Source organism: Nitratireductor sp. J20-h4, from assembly GCF_056780505.1.
The window spans coordinates 2,750,516-2,773,847 of sequence record NZ_CM165557.1 but is presented as its reverse complement, the minus strand read 5'-3'; the positions used below and the strand labels follow the sequence as shown (position 1 = coordinate 2,773,847).

Annotated in this window: 19 protein-coding genes; 12 read left to right on the top strand and 7 right to left on the bottom strand. The window is 66.7% G+C overall.

Annotated features, from left to right (window positions below; genetic code table 11):
* Window positions 1-2 precede the first annotated feature (2 nt).
* On the top strand, window positions 3-884 hold the full coding sequence (locus tag ACT2B0_RS13505; RefSeq protein WP_473465731.1) for a patatin-like phospholipase family protein: 882 nt from the start codon (window positions 3-5) through the stop codon (window positions 882-884).
* Window positions 885-890: 6 nt separating this feature from the next.
* On the opposite strand, the gene ACT2B0_RS13500 is transcribed toward ACT2B0_RS13505, so the two are convergent.
* Together ACT2B0_RS13500 and ACT2B0_RS13495 are read right to left on the bottom strand one after the other, a co-directional pair.
* Entirely contained in the window at window positions 891-2,330 is a 1,440-nt protein-coding gene (locus ACT2B0_RS13500) for an MATE family efflux transporter (RefSeq protein ID WP_473465728.1), read from the bottom strand.
* 103 nt (window positions 2,331-2,433) lie between these two features.
* A complete protein-coding gene (locus tag ACT2B0_RS13495; RefSeq protein ID WP_473465726.1) occupies window positions 2,434-4,251 on the bottom strand; it encodes a monovalent cation:proton antiporter-2 (CPA2) family protein in 1,818 nt (605 codons plus the stop codon).
* Between the two features lie 131 nt (window positions 4,252-4,382).
* Here ACT2B0_RS13495 and ACT2B0_RS13490 point away from each other — a divergent pair, with 131 nt between their 5' ends.
* From ACT2B0_RS13490 to lpxK, 6 genes are all read left to right on the top strand, one after another.
* The gene (locus tag ACT2B0_RS13490) at window positions 4,383-5,726 is read left to right on the top strand and encodes a TldD/PmbA family protein (RefSeq protein WP_473465724.1); all 1,344 of its coding nucleotides are present in this window, start codon (window positions 4,383-4,385) and stop codon (window positions 5,724-5,726) included.
* Entirely contained in the window at window positions 5,713-6,516 is an 804-nt protein-coding gene (locus tag ACT2B0_RS13485) for a 3'(2'),5'-bisphosphate nucleotidase CysQ (protein WP_473465722.1), read from the top strand. Before ACT2B0_RS13490 ends, ACT2B0_RS13485 begins: the two co-directional genes overlap by 14 nt.
* A 146-nt stretch (window positions 6,517-6,662) precedes the next feature.
* Entirely contained in the window at window positions 6,663-6,902 is a 240-nt protein-coding gene (locus ACT2B0_RS13480) for a DUF4170 domain-containing protein (protein ID WP_473465991.1), read from the top strand.
* A 79-nt stretch (window positions 6,903-6,981) separates the two neighbouring features.
* Window positions 6,982-7,704, top strand: coding sequence for a lysophospholipid acyltransferase family protein (locus ACT2B0_RS13475; protein ID WP_473465719.1), 723 nt, complete (start codon window positions 6,982-6,984; stop codon window positions 7,702-7,704).
* Window positions 7,701-9,023 (top strand): lipid IV(A) 3-deoxy-D-manno-octulosonic acid transferase, encoded by a 1,323-nt coding sequence (gene waaA, locus ACT2B0_RS13470; RefSeq protein ID WP_473465716.1) that lies wholly within the window; start codon window positions 7,701-7,703, stop codon window positions 9,021-9,023. Before ACT2B0_RS13475 ends, waaA begins: the two co-directional genes overlap by 4 nt.
* 2 nt (window positions 9,024-9,025) lie before the next feature.
* Window positions 9,026-10,066, top strand: a complete 1,041-nt coding sequence (lpxK, locus tag ACT2B0_RS13465; protein WP_473465713.1) for a tetraacyldisaccharide 4'-kinase — start codon at window positions 9,026-9,028, stop codon at window positions 10,064-10,066.
* A gap of 74 nt (window positions 10,067-10,140) precedes the next feature.
* Here lpxK and ACT2B0_RS13460 read toward each other — a convergent pair whose 3' ends face one another.
* From ACT2B0_RS13460 to ACT2B0_RS13450, 3 genes are all read right to left on the bottom strand, one after another.
* Window positions 10,141-10,371 (bottom strand): DUF2093 domain-containing protein, encoded by a 231-nt coding sequence (locus ACT2B0_RS13460; RefSeq protein WP_156714852.1) that lies wholly within the window; start codon window positions 10,369-10,371, stop codon window positions 10,141-10,143.
* A gap of 102 nt (window positions 10,372-10,473) precedes the next feature.
* The gene (mutL, locus tag ACT2B0_RS13455; protein ID WP_473465710.1) at window positions 10,474-12,318 is read right to left on the bottom strand and encodes a DNA mismatch repair endonuclease MutL; all 1,845 of its coding nucleotides are present in this window, start codon (window positions 12,316-12,318) and stop codon (window positions 10,474-10,476) included.
* A gap of 73 nt (window positions 12,319-12,391) precedes the next feature.
* A complete protein-coding gene (locus ACT2B0_RS13450) occupies window positions 12,392-13,294 on the bottom strand; it encodes a LysR substrate-binding domain-containing protein (protein WP_473465707.1) in 903 nt (300 codons plus the stop codon).
* A gap of 102 nt (window positions 13,295-13,396) precedes the next feature.
* On the opposite strand from ACT2B0_RS13450, the gene ACT2B0_RS13445 reads away from it, so the two are divergent.
* The 3 genes from ACT2B0_RS13445 (at window position 13,397) to ACT2B0_RS13435 (ending at window position 18,329) form a co-directional block, all read left to right on the top strand.
* On the top strand, window positions 13,397-14,959 hold the full coding sequence (locus tag ACT2B0_RS13445; protein ID WP_473465704.1) for a trimethylamine methyltransferase family protein: 1,563 nt from the start codon (window positions 13,397-13,399) through the stop codon (window positions 14,957-14,959).
* A gap of 127 nt (window positions 14,960-15,086) precedes the next feature.
* Window positions 15,087-16,271 (top strand): mandelate racemase/muconate lactonizing enzyme family protein, encoded by a 1,185-nt coding sequence (locus ACT2B0_RS13440; protein WP_473465702.1) that lies wholly within the window; start codon window positions 15,087-15,089, stop codon window positions 16,269-16,271.
* A gap of 15 nt (window positions 16,272-16,286) precedes the next feature.
* Window positions 16,287-18,329 carry an oxidoreductase gene (locus tag ACT2B0_RS13435; RefSeq protein WP_473465700.1) on the top strand — a complete coding sequence of 681 codons (2,043 nt, stop codon included), beginning with the start codon at window positions 16,287-16,289 and terminating at the stop codon, window positions 18,327-18,329.
* A gap of 6 nt (window positions 18,330-18,335) precedes the next feature.
* Here ACT2B0_RS13435 and ACT2B0_RS13430 read toward each other — a convergent pair whose 3' ends face one another.
* Window positions 18,336-19,232: a LysR substrate-binding domain-containing protein gene (locus ACT2B0_RS13430; protein ID WP_473465697.1), complete on the bottom strand. Its 897-nt coding sequence runs from the start codon at window positions 19,230-19,232 to the stop codon at window positions 18,336-18,338.
* Window positions 19,233-19,425: 193 nt separating this feature from the next.
* Here ACT2B0_RS13430 and ACT2B0_RS13425 point away from each other — a divergent pair, with 193 nt between their 5' ends.
* A complete protein-coding gene (locus ACT2B0_RS13425) occupies window positions 19,426-20,619 on the top strand; it encodes an acyl-CoA dehydrogenase (protein ID WP_473465695.1) in 1,194 nt (397 codons plus the stop codon).
* A gap of 158 nt (window positions 20,620-20,777) precedes the next feature.
* Here the strand turns inward: ACT2B0_RS13425 and ACT2B0_RS13420 are convergent, their stop codons facing one another.
* Window positions 20,778-21,950 carry a GGDEF domain-containing protein gene (locus tag ACT2B0_RS13420; protein ID WP_473465692.1) on the bottom strand — a complete coding sequence of 391 codons (1,173 nt, stop codon included), beginning with the start codon at window positions 21,948-21,950 and terminating at the stop codon, window positions 20,778-20,780.
* A gap of 172 nt (window positions 21,951-22,122) precedes the next feature.
* Here ACT2B0_RS13420 and ACT2B0_RS13415 point away from each other — a divergent pair, with 172 nt between their 5' ends.
* Window positions 22,123-23,313, top strand: coding sequence for a glycine C-acetyltransferase (locus ACT2B0_RS13415; RefSeq protein ID WP_473465690.1), 1,191 nt, complete (start codon window positions 22,123-22,125; stop codon window positions 23,311-23,313).
* Window positions 23,314-23,332: the final 19 nt, after the last annotated feature.

Sequence of the window (23,332 nt, the reverse complement as noted above, 5' to 3'; positions counted from 1 at the left end):
CAGTGCGGGATAAAGGGGGCGAGCGCGGCAGCGCCGGCAGTGGTCCCACGTTCGCGGTCGCCTTCGGCGGCGGTGGCGCGCGCGGCCTTGCCCATATCCACGTGATCGAGGCGCTCGACGAACTCGGCATCCGGCCGAGCGCGATCAGCGGCTCCTCGATCGGCGCGATCATGGGCGCCGGCATGGCGTCAGGCATGAGCGGGCGCGACATCCACGACTATGCCCGTTCCATTCTCGGCCGCCGCTCCGAGGTCGCCACGCGGATGTGGCGCGCACGGCCGGGCAGTTTCGCCGAGTTCGTGTCGGGCGGCTTTCGTGTCAGTCAGTTCAACGTCGAACGCATCCTGAAATCCTTCCTGCCCGACGCGATCCCGGCCACGTTCGAGGAACTGGAAATACCGCTCAAGGTCACGGCAACCGATTATTATCGTCATGACCTGGCCGTGTTCGATACCGGCGAGCTCAATTCCGCGCTTGCCGCGTCGGCGGCGATACCGGCCGTGTTCCGGCCGGTGCGGCGCGACGGGCGCATCCTGATCGATGGCGGTATCTACAATCCGGTGCCGTTCGACCTGGTCGAGGGCCTGGCCGATATCGTGATCGGCATCGACGTGGTCGGCGCGCCGGCGCCGGAAGCCACCAAGATGCCCAACTCGATCGACCTGATGTTCGGCGCCACGCAATTGATGATGCAGTCGATCATCGCGCTGAAGCTGCAATCGTCGCGGCCGGCGATCCTGCTGCGGCCGCCGGTTTCGCGATTCCGGGTGCTCGACTTTCTCAAGATCGACGCCGTCATGGCCGACACGATTTCGATCAAGGACGAACTGAAGCGCGCGGTGGACGTGGCCGTGGCGTCACTGGAGAAGATACCGGCCGAATAGGCGACCTTATCCCGCGGTCGATGCCTTGCCGGTCGAAAACGGCGACTGGCCGGCTGGCGGCGGACCGGGCAGGGGCGGTTCGGGGGGCGGATCGTCGGCGATACGGCGCACCACCCGGAAACACACCACCACCGCCGCCAGGCCGAACATAACCGCGCCCAGGCCCCAGCCGGCGATCACGCCCTCCGCGCCGTAGAAATGCGCTCCGGCCCACACGAACGGGATGACGCCAAGCGTCGAGCGGCCCCAGTTGAAGACCGTCGAATAGCTCGGGTAACCGAGATTGTTGAAGGCGGCATTGGCCACGAACAGCGCGCCGTTGAACAGGAAGCTACCGGCCGCGAACAGGCAGAAAAACACCACCAGATCGCGCGCGCCGCCCTGCGCGTTGAACAGGGCGGCGATGTGATCGCGCAACAGCGCAAGCAACGCCCAGGCAAACAGCACATAAACCACCGTGACGATCAGGCTGCTGCGCATGGTCTCGTAGAGCCGGTCGAAACGCCGGGCGCCGTAATTCTGACCGAGGATCGGGCCGACCGCGCCGGAGAGCGAGAAAATGGCGCCGAAGGCGACGGGAATCAGGCGTCCGACAATGGCCCAGCCGGCCACCGCCTCGTCGCCGAAGCGGGAGATGACGCCGGTGACATAGGCGTTGCCGACCGGTGTCGCGATCTGGGTGAGAACGGCTGGAATGCCGATCGAGAAGAACGGCCGCGCGGTCGCCATGAAGCGGGCGCGGTCCGGCCAGCGGATCAGTCCGTGCACGACCTGGGCGCCGTGCAGGCCGACAACGATCATCACCATACGCGACAGAACCGTGGAAATGGCGGCGCCGTCGAGGCCGAGCCCGAAGCCGAAGATCAATAGCGGATCGAGGATCGCGGCGGCGAACCCGCTTGCTAGCGTCACGTACATGGCGCGGCGGGCGTCGCCGGTGCCGCGCAAGACGCCCGTCAGCGCCATGCCGACGCCGACGATCGGCGCCGATGGCAGCACGATCTGCAGGAAGCGCGTCGCCATGTCGAGGGTTCTGCCCTCCGCGCCGAGAAGGCTGAGCAGTTCGCGCAGGAACGGCCAGGCGGCCGCCGTCATCAGCCCGAGCGTGGCGGCCATGTAGACGAGCGCGGCGCCGCCGGCGGCGGCCGCGTCGTCGCGCGAGCCGCGTCCGAGAGCGCGCGAAACCAGCGCCGAGGTGGCGATCGTCAACCCGATGCCGACCGAAACGGTGAAGAACATCAGCGTCGAGGCAAAGCCGATCGCGGCGGCAAGTTCTTGGACGCCGAGCAGGGAGATGTAGAACAGGTTGAGCGCGTCGACGAGAAAGATCGACACCAGCCCGACCGACCCGGTGGCCGTCATCACCACGACGTGGCGCATCGTCGATCCCGTCGTGAACTTGGCCTGGGCCGGCGGCGGCGACTCCGTTTCCGGTTCGACGATCATGCCGGGCCCGCCTGGTTCTCGGGCCTTGTCCGGGCGAAGGCGCGGGCACGTGAAAATGCGATCATCCGGTCGGGCTCCAGCAGGAATGAGGTCAAGGAGGAGCTTACCGGGCTTTTTCGGTGTTGCCGGTCGCCTCGACATCCCTGTCGATGCGCCGCGCTTCCCGGGTCGGCTTGATCAGCGGTTCGGGGGTCATCGGCCGGGTCTTCAACATGTGATTGCCGGCATAAAGGCCTTCGACCGCCTGGATCGCCAGGCGCTCCTCATCACGGCGCCGCACGTCTTCGCCGATCCCGGCGACGGTTTCCTCGTCGAAACCCAGGGCCTCCAGGGTCCGGCGACCGAACAGGAGCCCGGACTCGAAGGTTTCGCGCAGTTCGTAGTCGACCCCCTTGGCGCGCAGTTCAAGTGCGTGCGTTCGGTCGTAGGACCGCACATAGAGCTTGGCGTGGGGGTATTCCATCTGGATCAGGTCGACGATCCGGTCGGTCGTCTCCTTCTCCCTGGTACAGATCGCGACGATCTTGGTGTGGCGAATGCCGGCTGCCTCAAGAACGTCCTTGCGGCATCCGTCGCCGAAATAGATACGGAAACCGAACTTTTCCACCGCGCGCACCCGGTTGGCGGAATGGTCGATGATGGTGACGTCGCGGCCGCCCGACAGCAGGATCTGCGCGGCGATCTGGCCGAAGCGCGAAAAACCGATCATCAGCACGTCGGAGCCGGCGCCGTCGAAATCCTCCTCCATGGTTTCGGCCTCCTCGGCGGGAATGAGCCAGCGCGACAGCCCGGCGGCGATCGGCGTCAGCACCATCGATAGCGTCACGATCGAGATCAGCAGGGAGGCGGTGGTCTCGGGGAAGATCGAAGCCGATGCGGCGGCCGAGAAGATGACGAAGCCGAACTCGCCGCCCTGCGGCAGCAGCAGGCTAACCCGTACGGAGGCGGCGTGCGGCGACCCGAAAAGCCGGCACAGCGCATAGATGCAAATGCCTTTGATCGCCATCAGAATGGGAACGGAAACGATGATCGTCAGCCAGTTTTCCAGAATGACGTCGAGCTGCAGCGACAGGCCGACCGCCATGAAGAACAGTGCGATCAGGATGCCGCGAAACGGCTCGATATCGGCTTCCAGCTCGTGGCGATAGGACGATTCGGCCAGCATCACCCCGGCGATGAAGGCGCCCATCGCCATCGACAGGCCGGCGAACTGCATCAGCGCGGCGGCGCCGAGCACGACGAACAGGGCGGCCGCGATCATCGCTTCCTTGGCGCCGGTATTGGCGATGATGCGAAACAGCGGGTTGAGCAGATAGCGCCCGGCGGCAAGCAGAGCCACGACCGCGACCACCGCGATCGCGAATTGTTCGAGGCCGGTGCGGCCGGTTTCGTTGCCGCCGGGCGCAAACAGCGGCACCAGCGCCAGCAGCGGAACGATCGCCAGATCCTGAAACAGCAGGATGGAAAACGATGTCTGGCCGTAATGGCGGTTGGTGTCGCCGCGTTCCTCAAGCAGCTGCATGGCAAAGGCGGTCGAGGACAGCGCGAGCGCGAAACCGACAATGGTGGCGGGTTGCCAGGCCAGATCGGTGAAAGCCAGCGTGACCGCGGTCAGGACCAGACCGGTGACCATCACCTGGCTGAGCCCGAGGCCGAAAATGTCGCGACGCATCGCCCACAGGCGCGAGGGCTTGAGTTCCAGTCCGATGACGAACAGCAACAGCACCACGCCGAGCTCTGCGACATGCAGCAGTTCCTCGCCGCCGGCAATCAGGGTCGCCACCGGGCCGATCGCCACGCCGGCGGCGAGATAGCCAAGAACCGTCGCCAGGCCGATCTGCTTGAAAAGCGGGGCGGCGATCACCGCTCCGCCGAGCAGGAGAAGCGCCTGAGAGAAATAGGTCGCGCCTTCGGCTGCCATGGATCTCCCCGGATATTGTTCGAGCGCGGCGATGCGCGCCATTGCACATGAGCCTGCGGCGCAATAGATGGAGCCTGTCCGCGTCGCGGCCGATCCCGCCACATGGCGAGGTTTCCCACCGGAAATAGCGTATGTCAGACCGCATGAATACTGAAAAGCTCGGCGATCTCGTCACGGCGCTGGTCGAAGCGGGCCGGCGCGCCGGAGCCGACGCGGCCGATGCGGTCGTCATGCAAAGCCGTTCGTCCAGCGTCTCGGTGCGGCTCGGCAAGGTGGAATCGACCGATTCGTCGGAAAATGACGCCGTCGCGCTGCGGGTGTTCGTCGGCGGGCGCGTAGCGAGCGTTTCGGCCAGCAGCGGCGCCGATATTGCCGTGCTCGCCGAGCGTGCCGTTGCCATGGCCAAGGCCTCGCCTGAAGACCCTTTCCAGGGGCTTGCCGATCCGGCTGAGCTTACAGCCGAGTTTCCCGATCTCGATCTGCTGGATGCCGCCGAGCCGGCGAGCGAGCAACTGCGCGCCGACGCTCTGGCAGCCGAGGAAGCCGCGCTGGCGGTCAAGGGCGTGACCAATTCGGGCGGCAGTTCGGCCAGCGCCGGTCTCGGCGGACTGGTGCTGGCGACCTCGAACGGGTTTTTCGGGCACTATGCCGCCACACGGTTCTCGCGCGCGGCAAGCGTGATCGCCGGCGAGGGCACGGCGATGGAGCGCGACTACGATTTTTCTTCCCGGCTGCATTGGTCCGACCTCGACCCCGCCGAGGAAATCGGCAGGCGGGCTGGCGAGCGCGCGGTGCGCCGGCTCGGTGCACGCAAGGCCGGAAGCGGGCCGATCACCGTGGTGTGCGACCCGCGCGTGGCGCGCGGCATCGCCGGGCACCTGGCGAGCGCCATCAACGGCGCGGCGGTGGCCCGCAAGACCAGTTTCCTGCGCGACCGCATGGGCAAGCCCGTGGCCGCGGCCGCGATTACGGTAACCGACGCGCCGCGCCGCGTGCGTGGGCCGTCCTCGCGTCCCTTCGACGGCGAAGGGGTTGCCGGCGAAACCCTGGTGATGGTCGACAAGGGCGTGCTCGCGCATTGGTTCCTGTCGACCGCGGTCGCGCGCGAACTCGGCCTTCGCACCAACGGGCGCGGCGTGCGCTCGGGGTCTTCGGTTACGCCGGCTTCGACAAATCTGGCGATCGAGCCTGGCGAGGTGGCGCCGCAGGAGCTGATCGCGTCGGTGAAATCCGGATTTTACGTCACCGATGTGTTCGGGCAGGGCGTCAACATGGTGACGGGCGAATATAGTCGCGGCGCGTCGGGTTTTCTGATCGAGAACGGCGAACTGACGCATCCGGTGTCGGAAGTCACGATCGCGTCCAATCTGAAGGACATGTTCATGCGCATGGTTCCGGCAAACGACATCGACCGAAACTTCGGCACCGCCGCGCCGACCCTTTTGATCGAAGGAATGACGCTTGCGGGAGACTGAACCTGGGGCCCGCCTTCACGACGCCGATCTCGATCTTATCCGCGAGGCGGCGGAAGAGGCCGGGCAGATCGCGCTCGGCTATTTCGGCAAGGATCCGGACGTCTGGCTCAAGGGCGGCCGCTCGCCGGTCAGCGAGGCCGACATCGAGGTCGACCGTTTCCTGCGCGAGACCCTGACGGCGGCTCGGCCGGACTATGGCTGGCTGTCGGAAGAAACACAGGATTCGCCAGAGCGGCTCGATGCGCGGCGAACCTTCGTCGTTGATCCGATCGACGGGACGCGCGGGTTTCTGGCCGGCAGCGACGCATGGTGCGTGAGCATCGCCGTCATCGAGGACGGCAAGCCGCTGGCCGGCGTTCTGCAATGCCCGGCCAAGTCCGAGACCTTTTGGGCGACCCCGGCGCAAGGTGCCTTTCTGGACGGGCGCGGCATAACCGTCAGGCAGCCCGGCGAACCGGCCATGGTCGGCGGTCCGAAAACCCTCGTCGGCGCAGTCGCCGAACCGCTTCGCTCCGGCATAACGCCGGCCTCCTACGTGCCCTCGCTCGCCTACCGGCTCGCGCTTTTGGCCTGCGGCCGGCTCGATGCAACCTTCGTCGGTCCAAATTCGCACGATTGGGACCTAGCAGCCGCCGACCTCATCCTGTCGGAGGCGGGCGGGCTGATCTTGAACGAATACGGACAAGCGCCGATCTATGGCGGGGCGGACGTGCGCCATGGTGCTCTGGTCGCCGGCAGCGGCGATCTGGTGCGGGCGCTTGCAAAGACCATCGACACGCAGGGTGCGTGAGAGAACACACGATTGGATCGTTCAATGTTGCGGCGAACGAATGAATCGACCCGCGCTCTTTACGTAAACGGAAATGCGTGTGTTTCCATCCGCGCATGAATGATTTAAGCAGATTCGGAATTTCGAACATGATGGCGGGCAAGGAAATGGCTGAGGGCACCGGCGAGAAGCAGCTTTTGCATCTGGTTTTCGGCGGTGAGCTCGATTCCCTCGAAGGCGTCAATTTCCGCGATCTCGACGCGCTCGACATTGTCGGGGTCTATCCGAACTACAAGGCTGCGGAAGCGGCCTGGCGGGCCAAGGCGCAGGCCACCGTCGACAACGCGCATATGCGCTATTTCATTGTCCACCTGCATCGTCTTCTCGATCCAGAGACGGACGGGTAGCGGGACGGATCCGATGACGGATGAGCATTTGGGTCGCCTTGACGATGCGTCGGCCCCGCGCGCGGGAAAGCGACCGGCGATGACCAAGAGACTGTGGCGCAAGGTGCGGGTGCCGCTCGCCAATTCGACCTTCGTGCTCGACGGCATCGCGATGGTGATCGGGGCCGCGCTGCGCCTTATCTACGCCACCAACAAGACTGTGAAGGGCTCGCACGACCCCGGCTCCGCCTTCGACGCGCATGCGCCCGGGATCGCCGCCTTCTGGCACGGCCAGCACATCCTGGCTCCTTGCCTGAAACCGAAAGGCGCTGAGATGGCGGCGCTGTTTTCGCGCAGCCGCGACGCCGAGCTCAACGCGCGGGTCGCCGAACGTTTCGGTTTCGAGATCGTGCGCGGCTCGGGCGGACGCGACCGCGCGCGCACGCTCGAAAAAGGCGGCGTCCGGGCCCTGCTCGCCCTGAAAAAGGCGCTTGACGGCGGTAAGGCGGTTGCCATGATCGCCGATATTCCACATGGAACGCCGCGCGAGGCGGGGCTGGGGATCGTCATGCTGGGGCGGATTTCCGGCCGTCCGGTCGTGCCGGTCGCGCTTGCCACCAGCCGCCGCAAGGTGATCGAGAGCAGCTGGGACAAGACCACCATCAATCTGCCGTTCGGGCGCAAGGCCGTGGTGCTCGGCGATCCGATCCATGTTCCTGCCGATGCCGACGATGCCGAGCTGGAGCGCAAGCGCCGTGAAATCACCGCCGGGCTGAACGCGGTTACCGCCGAGGCCTACCGCCTGGTCAGCGCACGGCAATGAGCGAACGCTGGGCACGCACGCTGCTGTCGGCCTATCGGTTGGCCGGTGCCGCCGCCTATCCGCTGGTCGGCGGTTATGTTGCGTGGCGCTCGACGCGGGGCAAGGAAGAGGCCGGTCGCCGGCGCGAGCGCTACGGCTTTACCGGCGTCGTGCGCCCGCGCGGGCCGATCGTGTGGATGCATGCGGCCAGCGTCGGCGAAACCAACGCCGTGATCCCGCTGATCGAGCGCATCGTGGGTTACGGCATCGGCGTCGTCATGACCACGGGCACGGTCACCTCGGCGCGCGTCGTCAGGGAACGGCTCGGCGAGAGGGTGATCCATCAATATGTACCTCTCGACCTGAAGCCGGCGGTCAGCCGGTTCCTGTCGCACTGGTCGCCCGACCTGGCCATCATCGCCGAATCGGAGATCTGGCCGATGACCATTCTGGAGCTCGGCGCGCGTCGGGTTCCTCAGGTGCTGGTCAATGGCCGTCTCTCGGACCGATCCTTCGCGGCCTGGAAAAAGCGGAACCATCTGGCCGAGGCGCTTCTGGAGAATCTGGCGCACGTCGTGGCGCAATCGGACGTCGATGGCGAGCGTTTCGCCGCGCTCGGCGCCCGGCCGGTGACGGTTTCGGGCAATCTGAAGGTCGACACCGACCCGCCGCTGGTCGATCAGGCGTGCCTTGCGCAACTGGGCGGCGATATCGGCGCGCGTCCGAGTTGGGCCGCGGTTTCGACCCATGAGGGCGAAGAGGCGATCGCCGCCGACGTCCACGCGCTCTTGAAAAAGCGCCATCCCGATATTGTGACCATCATCGTGCCGCGCCATCCCGAGCGCGCCGACGCCTTGCTGGCACTGTTCGCCGAAAAGGGGCTCAAGGTCGCCCGTCGGAGCCGCGGCGAGTCGGTGACGCCCGACACCGACATCCTTCTGGGCGATACGATCGGCGAGATGGGGCTCTATCTGCGTCTGACCGAAATCGCCTTTGTCGGACGTTCGCTGATGGCCGAGGGCGGCCAGAACCCGCTCGAACCGGCGATGCTCGACACGGCCGTGCTTTCGGGCAAGAACGTCCAGAACTTCCGCGACGCCTATCAGCAACTGATCGAACGCGGCGGCGCGCGGCTGGTTCACGACCGCGACATGCTGGCCGGCGCGGTCAATTTCCTGCTCAACAATGAAGGCAAGCGCCGCGAGATGATCGTTGCCGGCCGCGCGGCCGTGGAAGACATGCGCGGCGCGCTTGCCACCACCTTGCGTGCCCTTGAACCCTATATCCAGCCGCTGATCGTCAAGGCGCGGCTCGAGGACGCGAGCGCCAGGAGGCGCTGACAGTGGCGAGCGAGGCCCCCCTTTTCTGGTGGGAAAAAGCGGATTGGCGCGCGCGCGCGCTTTTCCCGGTGTCCTGGATCTACGGGCTTGTCGCCGGCAGGCGCATGGCGCATGCGCCGCGCGAGAAGGTGGCCGTGCCTGTGCTTTGCGTCGGCAACCTGACCGTCGGCGGCGCCGGCAAGACGCCGACCGCGATCGCGATGGCGCGAGCGGCCAGGCGTGCCGGCTACAGGCCCGGCATTCTGTCGCGTGGCCATGGCGGAACCAATGCGCACACCCATCTCGTCGATGCCAAGCGTGACGCCGCGCGCCATGTCGGCGACGAGCCGCTGCTTCTGGCCAGACATGCGCCGGTCGTCGTAACGCCGAAACGGGCCGAGGGCGCGCGAGCGCTGATCGCCAGGGGCTGCGATTTCCTGATCATGGATGACGGCTTCCAGAGCGCCCATATCCATATCGATTGCGCGCTGATCGTCATCGACGCGCGGCGCGGACTCGGCAATGGCCACATCCTGCCCGGCGGTCCGCTGCGCGCGCCGGTGGTGCGGCAGATGGCGTTTGCCGACGCCGTGCTCGCCGTCGGCGATGGCGACGAGGCGGCCGGGGTCATCCGCCGGGCCTCACGCGCCGGCAAGCCGGTCTACGCGGCGACGGTCAAACCGAAAAGGGCCCGTGCCCTGCGCGGGCGACGGTTCCTCGCCTTTGCCGGGATTGGCGATCCGGACAAATTTTTCCTGACCGTCGAGGCGGCGGGCGGGACCGTCGTCGATCGCCGCCGTTTCGGCGATCATCACGTTTTCGCCGAGGACGAAATCGCCGACCTTGCCGCCGATGCGGCTGGACAGGATCTCGAGCTGATCACGACCGAAAAGGATGCGGTGCGGCTTGCCACCGGCTCCGACGCCGCGCGCGCCCTGGCCGCGACCGTTACGGTTTTGGAAATCGGGCTTGGCTTCGAGCCGGCCGACGCGCCGCAGCGCATCGTCGCGGCAACGGTTGAGGCCTATGAGACCCGGCGTCACGGCGTATCGCGGCACGGGTAAGGGGCGCCGGACGCCAGCGGCCGCCGGGCCGGTTCATATCGGGTGTTGGCAATGTGGCGTGATGCCGAGCGCGGTCAGCCGCGGCGGCGCAGGTCCGGGTCGAGATCGATCTCGCGGCCGAGCGAGACGGTGGCGCTGACATAGGCCTCCTGGCGCGCCACGCTCCAGTAGCGCAACTCGTCGAGCGGGATCGGCTCGCCGGTCACCGCGCAGCGCACGAAGGATCCCGGGCTGGTGACCTGGAAGTCTCCGTCGAGATAGCGCAATCGCGCTTCCTTGGCGCCTGGTCCTTCGAACCGGTTCATCGTCCGCTTCCCTGGTTGCGATGTGCGACCTAAGCGCCATATTTCGGCTGCCGGGTCAAGCCGGCGCGGGCGATCTGCGACCGACCCGGGGTCAAAACCGCGTCAGCGGCGGCCGAACAGGCGCTCGATATCGGCCAGTTTCAATTCGATATAGGTCGGCCGGCCGTGATTGCAGGTCGCCGAGCCGGGGGTCGCTTCCATCTGGCGCAGCAGCGCGTTCATCTCCTCGGCCTTCAGGCGGCGGCCGGAGCGCACCGAGCCGTGGCAGGCCATGGTCGCGGCGATGCGGTCGAGGCGCGCCTTCAGCGTGTCGGCGGTGTCGTTTTCGGCGATCTCGTCGGCAAGGTCGCGGACAAGGGCGGCCGTGTCGGTTTCGCCCAGCATGGCCGGCGTCTCGCGCACCGCCACCGCCCCGGGGCCGAAACGTTCCAGGCCAAGCCCGAAATGGCGCAACGTGTCGGCATGGCGGGCCAGCCGGTCGGCGTCGTCCTCGGCCATGTCGACGATCTCCGGCAGCAGCAGCAGCTGGGCGGGCAGGGGACGGGCGTGGATCGCTGTCTTCAGCGCTTCGTAGACCAGGCGTTCATGCGCGGCGTGCTGGTCGACGATGACCAGCGATTCGGCGGTCTGGGCGACGATATAGTTTTCGTGCACCTGCGCGCGGGCTGCTCCGAGCGGCGCGCGCAGCAATTCGGCCGGCGCGGCAGGCTCGCCGGCCCGTGCATCGGCGCCGGGCGCGGCGGTGGCAAACAGCGCGGCCTGGTCGTCTTCGGCGAAGCCGCTGCCGAACGGTCGGTGCGGCGAGCGCGCCGGGTCGAATCCGGGCGAGGCAAAGGGACGCTGCCAGGAGCCGGGCGCGTCGTGGCCGGGCCAGGCAGTGACCGGCCGGCCGGCGGCCATGCCCGGGCGAAAGGCGTCGACCAGGTCGCTGGCCGCGCTGGTGGCGGGACGAATGCCGGCCTCGGCGAGGCTCTGACGGATGGCGCCGATGATCAGACCGCGTATCAGACCGGGATCGCGAAAGCGGACGTCGGCCTTGGCCGGGTGGACATTGACGTCGACCAGGGCGGGGTCGAGGGTCAGGAACAGGGCAGCGACCGCGTGCCGGTCGCGCGGCAGCACATCGGCATAGGCGGCGCGGATCGCCGCTGCAACCTGGCGGTCGCGTACCGGCCGGCCGTTGACATAGGCAAATTGGTGCAGCGCGTTGGCACGGCTGTAGGAGGGAATGGAAATCCGCGCCGAAAGGCGCACTCCCTCGCGCTCGGCCTCGACGGCAAGCGCGTTGTCGGCGAATTCCTCGCCCAGCACGCGGGCGAGCCGGGCGCGCATGCCATTGGGGCCGGGCGCCTCGGCCGGCAGGTCGAGACGCGTGCGCTCGCCGCTGGTCAGGGTGAAGCGGACCTGTGGGAAGGCGACCGCGATGCGCTTGACCATATCGGCGATGGCGCTGGTTTCGGCGCGTTCGCCCTTCATGAATTTCAGCCGGGCCGGGGTGGCGTAAAACAGGTCGCGCACCTCGACCATCGTGCCGGGATTGGCCGCCGCCGGCTGCGGACCGCTCAAAAAGCCGCCCTCGACGCGGATTTCGCTGCCGCTGCCGGTTCCGCGGACGCGCGAACGGATGACGAGCCGGGCGACGGCGCCGATCGAGGGCAGCGCCTCGCCGCGAAAGCCGAGCGAGCGGATGTCGTGGATGTCGTCGGACAGTTTGGAGGTGCAGTGGCGCGCCACGGCGAGCGGCAGTTCGTCCTCGGGAATGCCGCTGCCATCGTCGATGATGCGGATCAGGTTGAGCCCGCCGCCGGCGGTCGTCACCTCGATGCGGCCGGCGCCGGCGTCCAGCGCGTTTTCGACCAGTTCCTTGACCACGCTCGCCGGACGCTCGATGACCTCGCCGGCGGCGACCTGGTTGATCATCGTGTCGGTCAGCTTGCGAATGGGCATGGCGCGCTTATAGCCGGATTCGCCGGCAAGGACAGCGGGGGCGGGGTGCCGATCTTATCGCTGCCGACCGGAGTCAGGCCTGACTTAACAGCCAGTCGCGGACCGTGCGGGCATTGTCGGTGAGCTCGCGGTCGCGCGGCCAGACGACGAAAAACCGTTTGCCGGTCGCCATGGCATGGTCGGTGACGCGCACCAGCAGACCGCTGTCAAGCAGCCGCCCGGCCAGATGCTGCCATCCCAGCGCGATGCCCTGGCCTTCCATCACCGCCTGGATGACCAGCGCGTAATCGTTGATCAAAAGGCTGCGGCTCGCCACCTGGCCGGTGAAGCCGGCCGAGCGGAACCAGTCGGTCCAGCTCGCGGCCTCGCGATAAGGCTCTTCCAGATGGATCAGGCGATGCGCGTGCAGCTCGGCCACCGTTTTCGGCGCGCCGAAACGGGTGGCGTAGGCGGGGCTTGCGACGGGAAAGATCACCTCCTTTGCCAGCGGTAGCGCCTCGTAGCGCGGCCATTCCTTGGGATCGCCGCCGCGAATGCCAAGCGGAATGCCCTCGGTGACGATGTCGAGGTCGCGCTCGGCCGTCTGGATGCGGAGGTCGACGCCGGGCACCTGCTCGCGGAAAAGCTGCAGGCGCGGCATCATCCAGAACGAGGCGAACGCGGTCGAGGCCGATAGCGTCACATGGCCGCCGCTGGCGACCAGGCGCAGATCCTCGGCCGATTTGCGGATGTGGGAAAGGCCGAGCGATACGTCGGCGAAGAAATGGCTGCCCGCCTCGGTGAGACGCACCTGACGGTGGCGCCGCTCGAACAGCGGCAGGCCGAGCCGGTCCTCTAGACCGCGGATGGCGTAGGAGACGGCCGCCTGGCTCATCCCCAATTCGCGCCCGGCGGCGGTGAAGCTTTCCAGCCTTCCCGCGGCCTCGAAGACGATCAGGCTGCCGGCCGACGGCAGCAGGTGACGCAGGCTTTGCATAATCGGAGCTTATAGAAAGACTGAATATTTTCCAGCATCACAAATGGCCGCGACGCAGATAGCCTCGATCCTGCTTTTGCTTGCTTGTGTTCGGGAGGTCCCATGGAGGCGGCGGCGAAACGGGTCAACACTGGCGGCGGGCGCCGCGAACGCGGCGGACGCAGCGCGCGGCGCGAGCAGCGGGAACATGCCGGGCAGGGCCCCGGCCGGCCCTATATCATCCGCAACATTCCCACCTACGACATCCTGTCGGACGAAAACCTCACCCGCATCGAGGCCACGGCCGACCGGATCCTGGCCGAGATCGGCATCGAGTTCCGCGACGATCCGGCGGCGCTCGACCATTGGCGGCGCGCGGGAGCGCGTGTCGACGGCGTGCGGGTCACCTTCGAGCCCGGCCTGTTGCGCGAGGTGCTGAAAACCGCGCCGTCGAGCTTTACCCAGCATGCCAGAAACCCGGAAAAGACCGTGCGGATCGGCGGCGACGCGGTCGTGTTCGCGCCGTCTTACGGCTCGCCCTTCGTGATGGATCTCGACCAGGGGCGTCGTTACGGCACGATTGAGGATTTCCGCAATTTCATCAAGCTCGGCCAGGCCTCGCCGTGGCTGCACCATTCCGGCGGCACGATCTGCGAGCCGGTCGACCTGCCGGTCAACAAGCGTCACCTGGAGATGGTCTACAGCCACATACGCTATTCCGACCGTCCGTTCATGGGTTCGGTCACGGCCGAGGAACGGGCCGAGGATTCGATCGAGATGTGCCGCATGCTGTTCGGCGCGCCGTTCGTGGAGGAAAACTGCGTCATCCTCGGCAATCTCAACGTCAACTCGCCGCTGGTGTGGGACGGCACGATGACCAGGGTGCTGCGCGCCTATGCGCGCGCCAATCAGGGCACGGTGATCGTGCCGTTCATCCTCGGCGGTGCGATGGGTCCGGTCACCAATGCCGGCGCCATCGCCCAGTCCCTGGCCGAGACGATGGCCGGTTGCGCGCTGGCCCAACTCGAACGGCCGGGCGCGCCGGTGATCTTCGGCAATTTCCTGTCGTCGATGTCGCTGCGCTCGGGCTCGCCGACCTTCGGCACGCCGGAACCGGCGATCGGCTCGATGGTGATCGGCCAACTCGCCCGCCGGCTGGGGCTGCCGCTCAGATGTTCGGGCAATTTCACCACCTCGAAGCTGCCCGACGCGCAGGCGATGACGGAATCGACCATGTCGATGCTGGCCGCGATCCATTGCGGGGCGAATTTCATCCTGCATTCGGCCGGCTTCCTCGACGGGCTGTTGTCGATGTCTTATGAAAAATTCGTCATGGACACCGACCTGTGCGGCGCGCTGCATTCCTATCTCGACGGTGTCGTGATCGACGATAACCAGCTCGCCCTCGACGCGTTTCGCGAGGTCGGGCCCGGCAGCCATTTCTTCGGCTGCCAGCACACCATGGCCAACTACCAGACGGCGTTCTGGGACAGCGAGACGGCCGACAACGATCCGTTCGAGAAATGGGAGGCGGCAGGCGCCGACGATACCGCGACGCGGGCCAACCGTCTGTGGAAGACGCGGCTTGCCGAATTCGAGGCGCCGCCCCTCGACGCGGGGGTGGACGAGGCGCTCAGGGACTTCATCGCGCGCAAGGACGCGGCGATGGAAGACGCGTGGTATTGAGGATGCAGCCAGCCGCATCTTCGTCTCCCTCGACAAGGCGCGCGATCTTGCCCCGCTTATCCGGATGGGAGGCTGCGGACCGGTCGTGGGGCAATGCTGCGATGAAAGCGAGCGGACGGTCGGGCCAATGAAGATCACCAAGATTCGCGTCACCCATGTCAACGTACCCTTCGATGCGCCGTTCTGGTGGACGGCGGGGCTTTATGGCGGGGCGTCGAAATCGATCGTCGAGGTGGAAACCGACCAGGGGCTGGTCGGGCTCGGCGAGGCGCCGTGGTGGCATTTCGGCGAGGTGATCAAGGCCGAGATCGCGCCGGCCTTGATCGGCGCCGATCCGCTCGACCTCGCCGATTGCGAGGCGCGCTGCGTGCCGCCCTGGCAGATCACCGCCAATACCGGCGAGAACGCCGCCTCGGTCGCCTTCGGCGCGGTCGAACTCGCGCTATGGGACATTCGCGGCAAGGCGTTCGGCCTGCCGCTCTACAAGCTCCTCGGCGGCGCGGTGCGCAAGGAAATCCCGTTTTCGGAATATTTCGCCTTCCGCCCGGCTCAGGACGGGGCCGGCGGCGAGATGAGCCCGGATGCGATCGTCGACTATTGCCTGAGGATGCGGGCCGAGCACGGCGCCTCGATCTTCGAGGGCAAGCTGATCCTCGGCGATCCGCAGCTCGAAATCCGCACCGTGCGCATGCTGCGCGAGGCGCTGGGCGAGGCCGTTCAGATCAAGCTCGATTCCAACATGCAGTGGTCGCTGACCACCGCGCGCTGGGTGCTGCGCGAGATCGAGCCGTACAATATCCGCAATTACGAGGATCCGGTCGCGACGTTCGAGGAGATGGCGGCGCTGCGCCAGCATTCGGCCATCCCCTTTTCCACCCACGTGCCCGACCTGCGCCGCGCGGTGGCGCTCGGTGCGCCCGACACGTTCGTATGCAATTTCGCCGCCCTGGGCGGGCTGTCGAAGACGCTGAAGTTCATCGCCGCCTGCGAGGCGATGGGCAAGGGGTTCTGGTGCTACTCCAACGATCTCGGCATCATGACGGCGGCCTATCTGCACGTGGTGGCGGCGACGCCGTGGATCACCGAAGCCTCGCAATCGTTGTTTCGCTGGCAGGTCGGCGACGTCATTCGCGACGGGCCGTTCCGGCAAGAGAACGATACGGTCCGGGTTCCCGAAGGGCCGGGGCTCGGCGTGGAGCTCGACCCGGCGGCGATGAAACGCTGGGCGGCGCATTTTTCCGAGAACGGTCCGATGAGTCATTTCGACGACCCGGTGCGGCCTGGCCGCTATCGCCGCCTGCCGCTACACTGACCCTCCGGTGATGCCATGACCAACGATCCGCTGCTCCAGCCCTATCGGCTCAAGCATCTGACGCTGAAGAACCGCGTCATGTCGACCGCGCACGAACCGGCATACTCCGAGGACGGCCTGCCGAAGGCGCGCTACCGGCTCTACCATGCCGAAAAGGCCAGGGGCGGCATGGCGCTGACCATGACGGCCGGCTCGGCGCTGGTGTCGCGCGACAGCCCGGCCGCCTTCGGCAATCTGCACGCGTTCCGCGACGAGATCGTGCCGTGGCTGGCCGAACTGACCGAGGCCTGCCATGAACACGACTGCAAGGTGATGATCCAGCTCACCCATCTCGGCCGGCGCACGGGCTGGAACACGGGCGACTGGCTGCCGGTCCTGTCGGCCTCGCCGGTGCGCGAGCCGGCCCATCGCGCCTTTCCCAAACAGGCCGAGGACTGGGACATCGAGCGCATCGTTTCCGACTATGCGGCCGCGGCGCAAAGGATGCAGGCGGCCGGGCTCGACGGCATCGAGTTCGAGGCCTACGGCCATTTGATGGATTCGTTCTGGTCGCCGGCGACGAACCGGCGCGAGGACGCGTTCGGCGGGACGCTCGACAACCGGCTGCGCTTCGCCTTTCAGGTGATCGCGGCCGTGCGCGCGGCCGTCGGCCCGGATTTCGTCGTCGGCGTGCGCCTGGTCGCCGACGAGGACTGGCAAAAGGGGCTGTCGCGCGAGGAGGGGATGGCAATCGCGCGCCGGCTCGCCGGCTGCGGCAAGGTCGACTTCCTCAACATCATCCGCGGCCATATCGAGACCGACGCCGCGCTGACCGGGGTGATCCCGATCAGCGGCATGGCGTCGGCGCCGCATCTCGACTTCGCCGGCGCTGTCCGGGCGGAGACGAAATTTCCGGTCTTTCATGCCGCCCGCATTGCCGACGTCGCCACCGCGCGCCACGCGATCGCGGCCGGCAAGCTCGACATGGTCGGCATGACCCGGCCGCATATCGCCGATCCGCATATCGTCAAAAAGGTGCTGGCCGGCGAGGAGGACCGCATCCGCCCCTGCGTCGGCGCCACTTATTGTCTCGACCGCATCTACGAGGGCGGGGAGGCACTGTGCATCCACAATGCGGCGACCGGGCGCGAGGCGACGATCCCGCACGTGATTACGCGCAGCGACGGGCCGTTGAAACGGGTCGTGGTGGTCGGCGCCGGACCGGCCGGCCTGGAGGCGGCGCGGGTGGCGGCCGAACGCGGCCACACGGTGACGGTGCTTGAAGCCGCGCCGCAGGCCGGCGGCCAGGTGCGGCTTGCCGCGCAGAACCCGCGCCGGCGCGAACTGATCGGCATCGTCGACTGGCGGCTTGCCGAACTCGAGCGGCTAGGCGTCGACATCCGCTACGATTGCTGGGCCGAGCAGGACGACGTCACCGCGCTTTGCCCGCAGATGGTGCTGATTGCGACCGGCGGCCTGCCGCAGCCGCCGCCGCTTGAGGCGGGCGCGGAGCTGGTGACGACGAGCTGGGACATTCTTTCCGGTGCGGCCAAGCCGGCCGGTTCGGTGCTCGTCTATGACGACAATGGCGGCCACCAGGGCATGAGTGCCGCTGAACTCGCCGCCTCGTCGGGCGCAACTGTCGAACTGGTCTCGCCCGAACGGTTTTTCGCGCCGGAAATGGGCGGCATGAACCACGTGCCCTATATGCGCGCTTTCCACCGGCACGGCGTGCTGGTGACGATCAACACCAGGCTTCTGGCCGTGCGCCGCGAGGGCAACCAGCTTGCCGCCGTGCTCGGCTCGGATTTCGCGCCCGAGTGGCGCGAGGAGCGGCTGGTCGACCAGGTGGTGGCCGAACACGGCACCGCGCCGCTCGACGAGCTTTATCTGGCGCTCAAGCCGCTGTCGCGCAATCGCGGCGCTGTCGACTACGAACGGCTTGTCAGCGGCGGGACGGTGTTTCCGATGAAGGACGCGGCTGCGCCGTTCGATCTGGCGCGGATCGGCGATGCGGTCGCCGCGCGCAACGTGCACGCCGCGATCTATGACGGCATTCGCTACGCGCTGCGGATCTGAACCGCCTCAGCCCGTCTCGCGCCTCTCATCCTCGATCCAGGACAGGAACTCGCGCAGGCCCGGCTGCTCCTCGCCGCCCGGCCGGTAGGCGAGGCGATAGGGATGCTGGCCGGCGATCGCGTTTTGCGAGGCGAGCGCCAGGCGGCCGTTTTCGAGCTCGGTTTCGACCAGCAGGCGCGGCACCAGCGCCACGCCGAGCCCGGCGGCGGCGGCCTCGATCAGCATGGAGAACTGCTCGAAGCGGTGGCCGCGCAGGGTGGTGCGCGGGTCGATGCCGGCGGCCTGGAACCATTCCAGCCACAGGGTCGGCCGCGTCGATTGCTGCAAAAGCGGCAGGGCGGCGAGTTCGGCGTCGTCGAGAAATTGGCGTCCGGCGAGCAGCGTGGGCGCGGCCACCACGATCAGCTCCTCGTCGAACAGCGGCACGATGCCGGTGGTCGCCTGGTCGACCGGCCCGCGCTGGATGGCCGCGTCGAAGGGCTCGGCCTCCAGATCGACCGGGTCGAGCCGGACGGCGATGTCGACGGTGACGTGCGGGGCGAGCTTGTGGAAGCGGCCGAGGCGCGGGATCAGCCAGCGGTCGGCGAAGGTCGGCAGCACTGCAAGGCTCAGCACGTCGGCCTGTCCGCCGAAGGCCATGACGCGCACCGCCGCCTCGTGCAGGTCGTCGAGAATGGCGTTGGCGTCGCGCAGGAAGCGCCGGCCGGCATCCGACAGCACAAGGCGCTGGCGCACGCGGTGGAACAGATGGACGCCGAGCCTGTCCTCCAGCTGCCCGACCGAGCGGCTGACCGAGCTCTGCGTCAGGCCAAGATGATCGGCCGCGCGCATCGTGGTGCCGAAGCGAACACAGGCACGAAACGCCTGAAGCTCTGAAACCGTCGGGATAAAGGCGCGGCGCATCGGGTTCTTATGCTCGTCATCTATCGAAAAAATGCATCATCCGGTCCGAAATAGTTGTTAGCGTGAAATCGCCTGAGGGTCTACAATGGTCGACGATGCCGCTGGAAAAGGCGGCTTTTTCGTTTGCAGGGTCTTCAATGGCACCCATGGTTGCGGCCCTGTCCAGCAGACCAGACCGGGAGGTTGTTTGACTATGTCCGCTCAAAAGCCGGCGAGCTTCGTGTGGAACGATCCGTTCCTGATTGAAGACCAGTTGACCGAAGACGAGCGCATGATGCGTGATGCGGCGGCCGCGTTCGCCGCCGACAAGCTCGCGCCGCGCGTGCAGGACGCCTACATGGAAGAAAAGACCGATCCGGCGATCTTCCGCGAGATGGGCGAAGCGGGCCTGCTCGGCATCACCATCCCCGAGGACCTCGGCGGTCTCGGCGCCAATTACGTCACCTACGGGCTGGTGGCGCGCGAGATCGAGCGTGTCGATTCGGGCTATCGCTCGATGATGAGCGTGCAGTCCTCGCTGGTAATGTATCCCATTCACGCCTACGGCACGCCCGAGCAGCACAAGAAATATCTGCCCAAACTGGCGTCCGGCGAGTATATTGGCTGCTTCGGCCTGACCGAGCCCGATGCGGGATCCGATCCCGGCGGGATGAAGACGCGGGCGGACAAGATCGACGGCGGCTACCGGATTTCCGGCTCCAAGATGTGGATCTCCAACGCGCCGATCGCCGATGTCTTCGTCGTGTGGGCCAAGTCGGCCGCGCACGACAACCAGATCCGCGGTTTCGTGCTGGAAAAGGGCATGAAGGGGCTGTCGGCACCGAAGATCGGCGGCAAGCTTTCGCTGCGGGCCTCGATTACCGGCGAAATCGTCATGGACGGCGTCGAAGTAGGCGAGGATGCGTTGTTGCCGAACGTGTCGGGCCTGAAGGGGCCGTTCGGCTGCCTCAATCGGGCGCGCTACGGCATTTCCTGGGGCGCGATGGGAGCGGCCGAGGATTGCTGGTTCCGCGCCCGGCAATATGGGCTGGAGCGCAAGCAGTTCGGCAAGCCGCTCGCCGGCATGCAGCTATACCAGAAGAAGCTCGCCGACATGCAGACCGACATTTCGCTCGGGCTGCTGGGCTCGCTGCGCGTCGGCCGGCTGATGGATGAAGGCCGCATGGCGCCGGAGATGATCTCGATCGTCAAGCGCAACAATTGCGGCAAGGCGCTCGACATCGCCCGGCTCGCCCGCGACATGCATGGCGGCAACGGCATCCAGATCGAGTACCACGTCATGCGCCACGCGCAGAACCTGGAGACGGTCAACACCTATGAGGGCGCGCACGACGTGCATGCGCTGATCCTGGGCCGCGCCCAGACCGGCCTACAGGCGTTTTTCTGAGGCAAGCCTGTCCTGCCGGGGCCTCCGGCCGGATCTGAATACCCAATCGTGGTGTCCCGGCCGGGACACCACGTCCCTGCAAGGGCCAGACGCGTATCTTCGCAGGGCGCCGAGAAGAGGGCGTCGAGAAGGAGATCAGGCTCTGGCCGGAATACCGGTCAGGCTACGTCCCGTGCGCGCGGGCGGGTGTCGAGGCAGATTCGATTGCGACCATCCGACTTGGCGCGATAGACGGCCGCGTCGGCCTCCTCCATCAGGTCCGACAAGGATTTCGGCCGCTCCGCCTCACGGATCGACACGCCGATGGAGACGGTGACCCGGCGCCTGACGCGCTGCGCGCCCGACGTTGGTAGCGCCTGGACATTCGCGCGGATCGTTTCGGCCCGTGCGAGCGCCTCTTGCGTGCTGACGTCGCTTAGAACGACCGCGAATTCCTCACCGCCGAGGCGCGCGACGAGATCGTGCTCCGGCCGGACGCTGCCGATCAGCGTCTTGGCCACCGTCACCAGGCAGGCGTCACCTTCGACGTGCCCGAACGTGTCGTTGTAGGATTTGAAGTGATCGATATCGAGGATCATCACGGCGCACCGACCACGCACCGCGCGGGCGAAACTCATCAGCCGGCGCCGGTTGGCCAGGCCGGTCAGCGGGTCGGTGTGGCTTTCGATCTCGAGTTCGCGGTTGGCGGCCTCGAGCGCCGCGCTGCGTTCTTCCAGATGCTGGGCCAGGCGCCTGTTTTCGATCGACAGGCGTAGCGCGGTCGAAAGCTGGTAGCCCAGTACCCGGCCGATGACGATGGCAAAGGCGCCGAGAAGAAAGAAACCGATCGCGATCGGCCAGCTGTATTGCAGCGAACTCGCTATCGCGCCGACGGCGTAGGACCAGAAAATCGGCAGCTGGAACAGATTATAGGCCGGCAGGTGCACGACCGACGGGATCGATACGGTGACGGCGGCCAGGCCGATCGACACGGTCACGAGCGCCTGATGCTCGTTCGCGAAACTGAGCATCCAGCCTCCGCCGACGCCCCAGGTCAGGCCGGACAAAAGATGCATGACACAGACGAAGCGCGCCCAGGAACGGGCGTTCCAGCCCGACGGCAGGCCGCGGGCGTAAAGGAGTGTGGACAGCAAATTGGTGAGGGCGACGGCCACGATGCAGATCAGCCAGGCGATCAGGCCAAACGCAACCGATGGCGCCCAGTAGACGTAGACCGCGATCAGCGCGCCGACAATGCTGAGAAACGATGCGGGCGATGAATTGAGCATCGCGTCCATGCGCATCGACAAAATGAGGTCGCGATCGTTGTCGTCGGACAATTCTCCGGTCACGGCACCGTCTTTCCTTCCCGGCAGTGCCTTCACGCTAGCCGCGCAGTCCTAATATTTGCTTTCTCAACACGCCCGGCCCTGCCGCGACAATCCGGCGCGAATAGCGCGGCGTGCGCTTGGAGGCCATTGTTTGCATGCGCCGAATGCGCGACAAGAACCGAGGAGGTCCTTGATGACGACGGCATTTCTTACCCATCTGCAGAGCGAACTCTCCGAGCTGCGGCGTTTCGGGCTCTACAAGTCCGAACGCGTTATCACGTCCACCCAGTCGGCCGAGATCACGGTCGCAGGCGGCGGCAAAGTGCTCAATTTCTGCGCCAACAACTATCTCGGCCTCGCCGACAGCGAAGAATTGCGCGAGGCGGCGAAGACGACGCTCGACCGCTACGGTTACGGCATGGCCTCGGTGCGCTTCATCTGCGGCACGCAGGAGGAGCACAAGCAGCTCGAAGCGCGTATCGCCGACTTCCTCGGCATGGAGGACGCGATCCTTTATTCGTCGTGTTTTGACGCCAATACCGGCCTGTTCGAGACGGTGCTGTCGGACGAAGACGCGATCATCTCCGACGCGCTCAACCATGCCTCGATCATCGACGGCGTGCGGCTGTCGAAGGCCAGGCGCTATCGCTACGCCAACAACGACATGGCCGATCTGGAACGCTGTCTGAAGGAGGCGGCCGACGCGCGGTTCCGGCTGATCGCGACCGACGGCGTGTTTTCCATGGACGGCATCATCGCCAATCTCGAGGGCGTGTGCGACCTGGCCGAAAAACACGACGCCATGGTGATGGTCGACGACAGCCACGCGGTCGGGTTCGTCGGCGCCGGCGGGCGCGGTTCGCCCGAGCATTGCGGCGTGGAAGGCCGTGTCGACCTGATCACCGGCACGCTCGGCAAGGCGCTCGGCGGGGCGTCCGGCGGCTACACGGCCGGCCGGCGCGAGGTGGTCGACTGGCTGCGCCAGCGCTCGCGGCCCTATCTGTTTTCCAACACGCTGATGCCGGCGATCGCCGGTGCGTCGCTGAAAGTGTTCGACCTGATCGAAGGCGGCGGCGCGCTGCGCGAGCGGCTTTACGCCAACGCGGCGCGCTTCCGGGCCGGAATGAGCAAGCTCGGGTTCACGCTTGCCGGCGCAGACCATCCGATCATCCCGGTGATGATCGGCGACGCCACGCTGGCAGGCGCCATGGCCGACAGGCTGCTGGAACGCGGCATCTACGTAGTCGGCTTTTCCTTCCCGGTCGTGCCGAAGGGCCAGGCGCGCATCCGCACCCAGATGTCGGCGGCGCACACGCCTGCCGACATCGACCGGGCCGTCGACGCATTCGGCGCGGTGGGCAGGGAGCTGGGCATCATTGCTTGATCAGCGACAATATTAAAGA

Excerpts from the sequence above, each read along its gene's own strand:
- ACT2B0_RS13500 (WP_473465728.1), bottom strand. The coding sequence starts at position 2,330 with ATGATCGTCGAACCGGAAACGGAGTCGCCGCCGCCGGCCCAGGCCAAG.
- ACT2B0_RS13495 (WP_473465726.1), bottom strand. The coding sequence starts at position 4,251 with ATGGCAGCCGAAGGCGCGACCTATTTCTCTCAGGCGCTTCTCCTGCTC.
- ACT2B0_RS13490 (WP_473465724.1), top strand. The coding sequence starts at position 4,383 with ATGTCAGACCGCATGAATACTGAAAAGCTCGGCGATCTCGTCACGGCG.
- ACT2B0_RS13480 (WP_473465991.1), top strand. The coding sequence starts at position 6,663 with ATGGCTGAGGGCACCGGCGAGAAGCAGCTTTTGCATCTGGTTTTCGGC.
- ACT2B0_RS13475 (WP_473465719.1), top strand. The coding sequence starts at position 6,982 with ATGACCAAGAGACTGTGGCGCAAGGTGCGGGTGCCGCTCGCCAATTCG.
- waaA (WP_473465716.1), top strand. The coding sequence starts at position 7,701 with ATGAGCGAACGCTGGGCACGCACGCTGCTGTCGGCCTATCGGTTGGCC.
- ACT2B0_RS13460 (WP_156714852.1), bottom strand. The coding sequence starts at position 10,371 with ATGAACCGGTTCGAAGGACCAGGCGCCAAGGAAGCGCGATTGCGCTAT.
- mutL (WP_473465710.1), bottom strand. The coding sequence starts at position 12,318 with ATGCCCATTCGCAAGCTGACCGACACGATGATCAACCAGGTCGCCGCC.
- ACT2B0_RS13450 (WP_473465707.1), bottom strand. The coding sequence starts at position 13,294 with ATGCAAAGCCTGCGTCACCTGCTGCCGTCGGCCGGCAGCCTGATCGTC.
- ACT2B0_RS13445 (WP_473465704.1), top strand. The coding sequence starts at position 13,397 with ATGGAGGCGGCGGCGAAACGGGTCAACACTGGCGGCGGGCGCCGCGAA.
- ACT2B0_RS13440 (WP_473465702.1), top strand. The coding sequence starts at position 15,087 with ATGAAGATCACCAAGATTCGCGTCACCCATGTCAACGTACCCTTCGAT.
- ACT2B0_RS13435 (WP_473465700.1), top strand. The coding sequence starts at position 16,287 with ATGACCAACGATCCGCTGCTCCAGCCCTATCGGCTCAAGCATCTGACG.
- ACT2B0_RS13430 (WP_473465697.1), bottom strand. The coding sequence starts at position 19,232 with ATGCGCCGCGCCTTTATCCCGACGGTTTCAGAGCTTCAGGCGTTTCGT.
- ACT2B0_RS13425 (WP_473465695.1), top strand. The coding sequence starts at position 19,426 with ATGTCCGCTCAAAAGCCGGCGAGCTTCGTGTGGAACGATCCGTTCCTG.
- ACT2B0_RS13415 (WP_473465690.1), top strand. The coding sequence starts at position 22,123 with ATGACGACGGCATTTCTTACCCATCTGCAGAGCGAACTCTCCGAGCTG.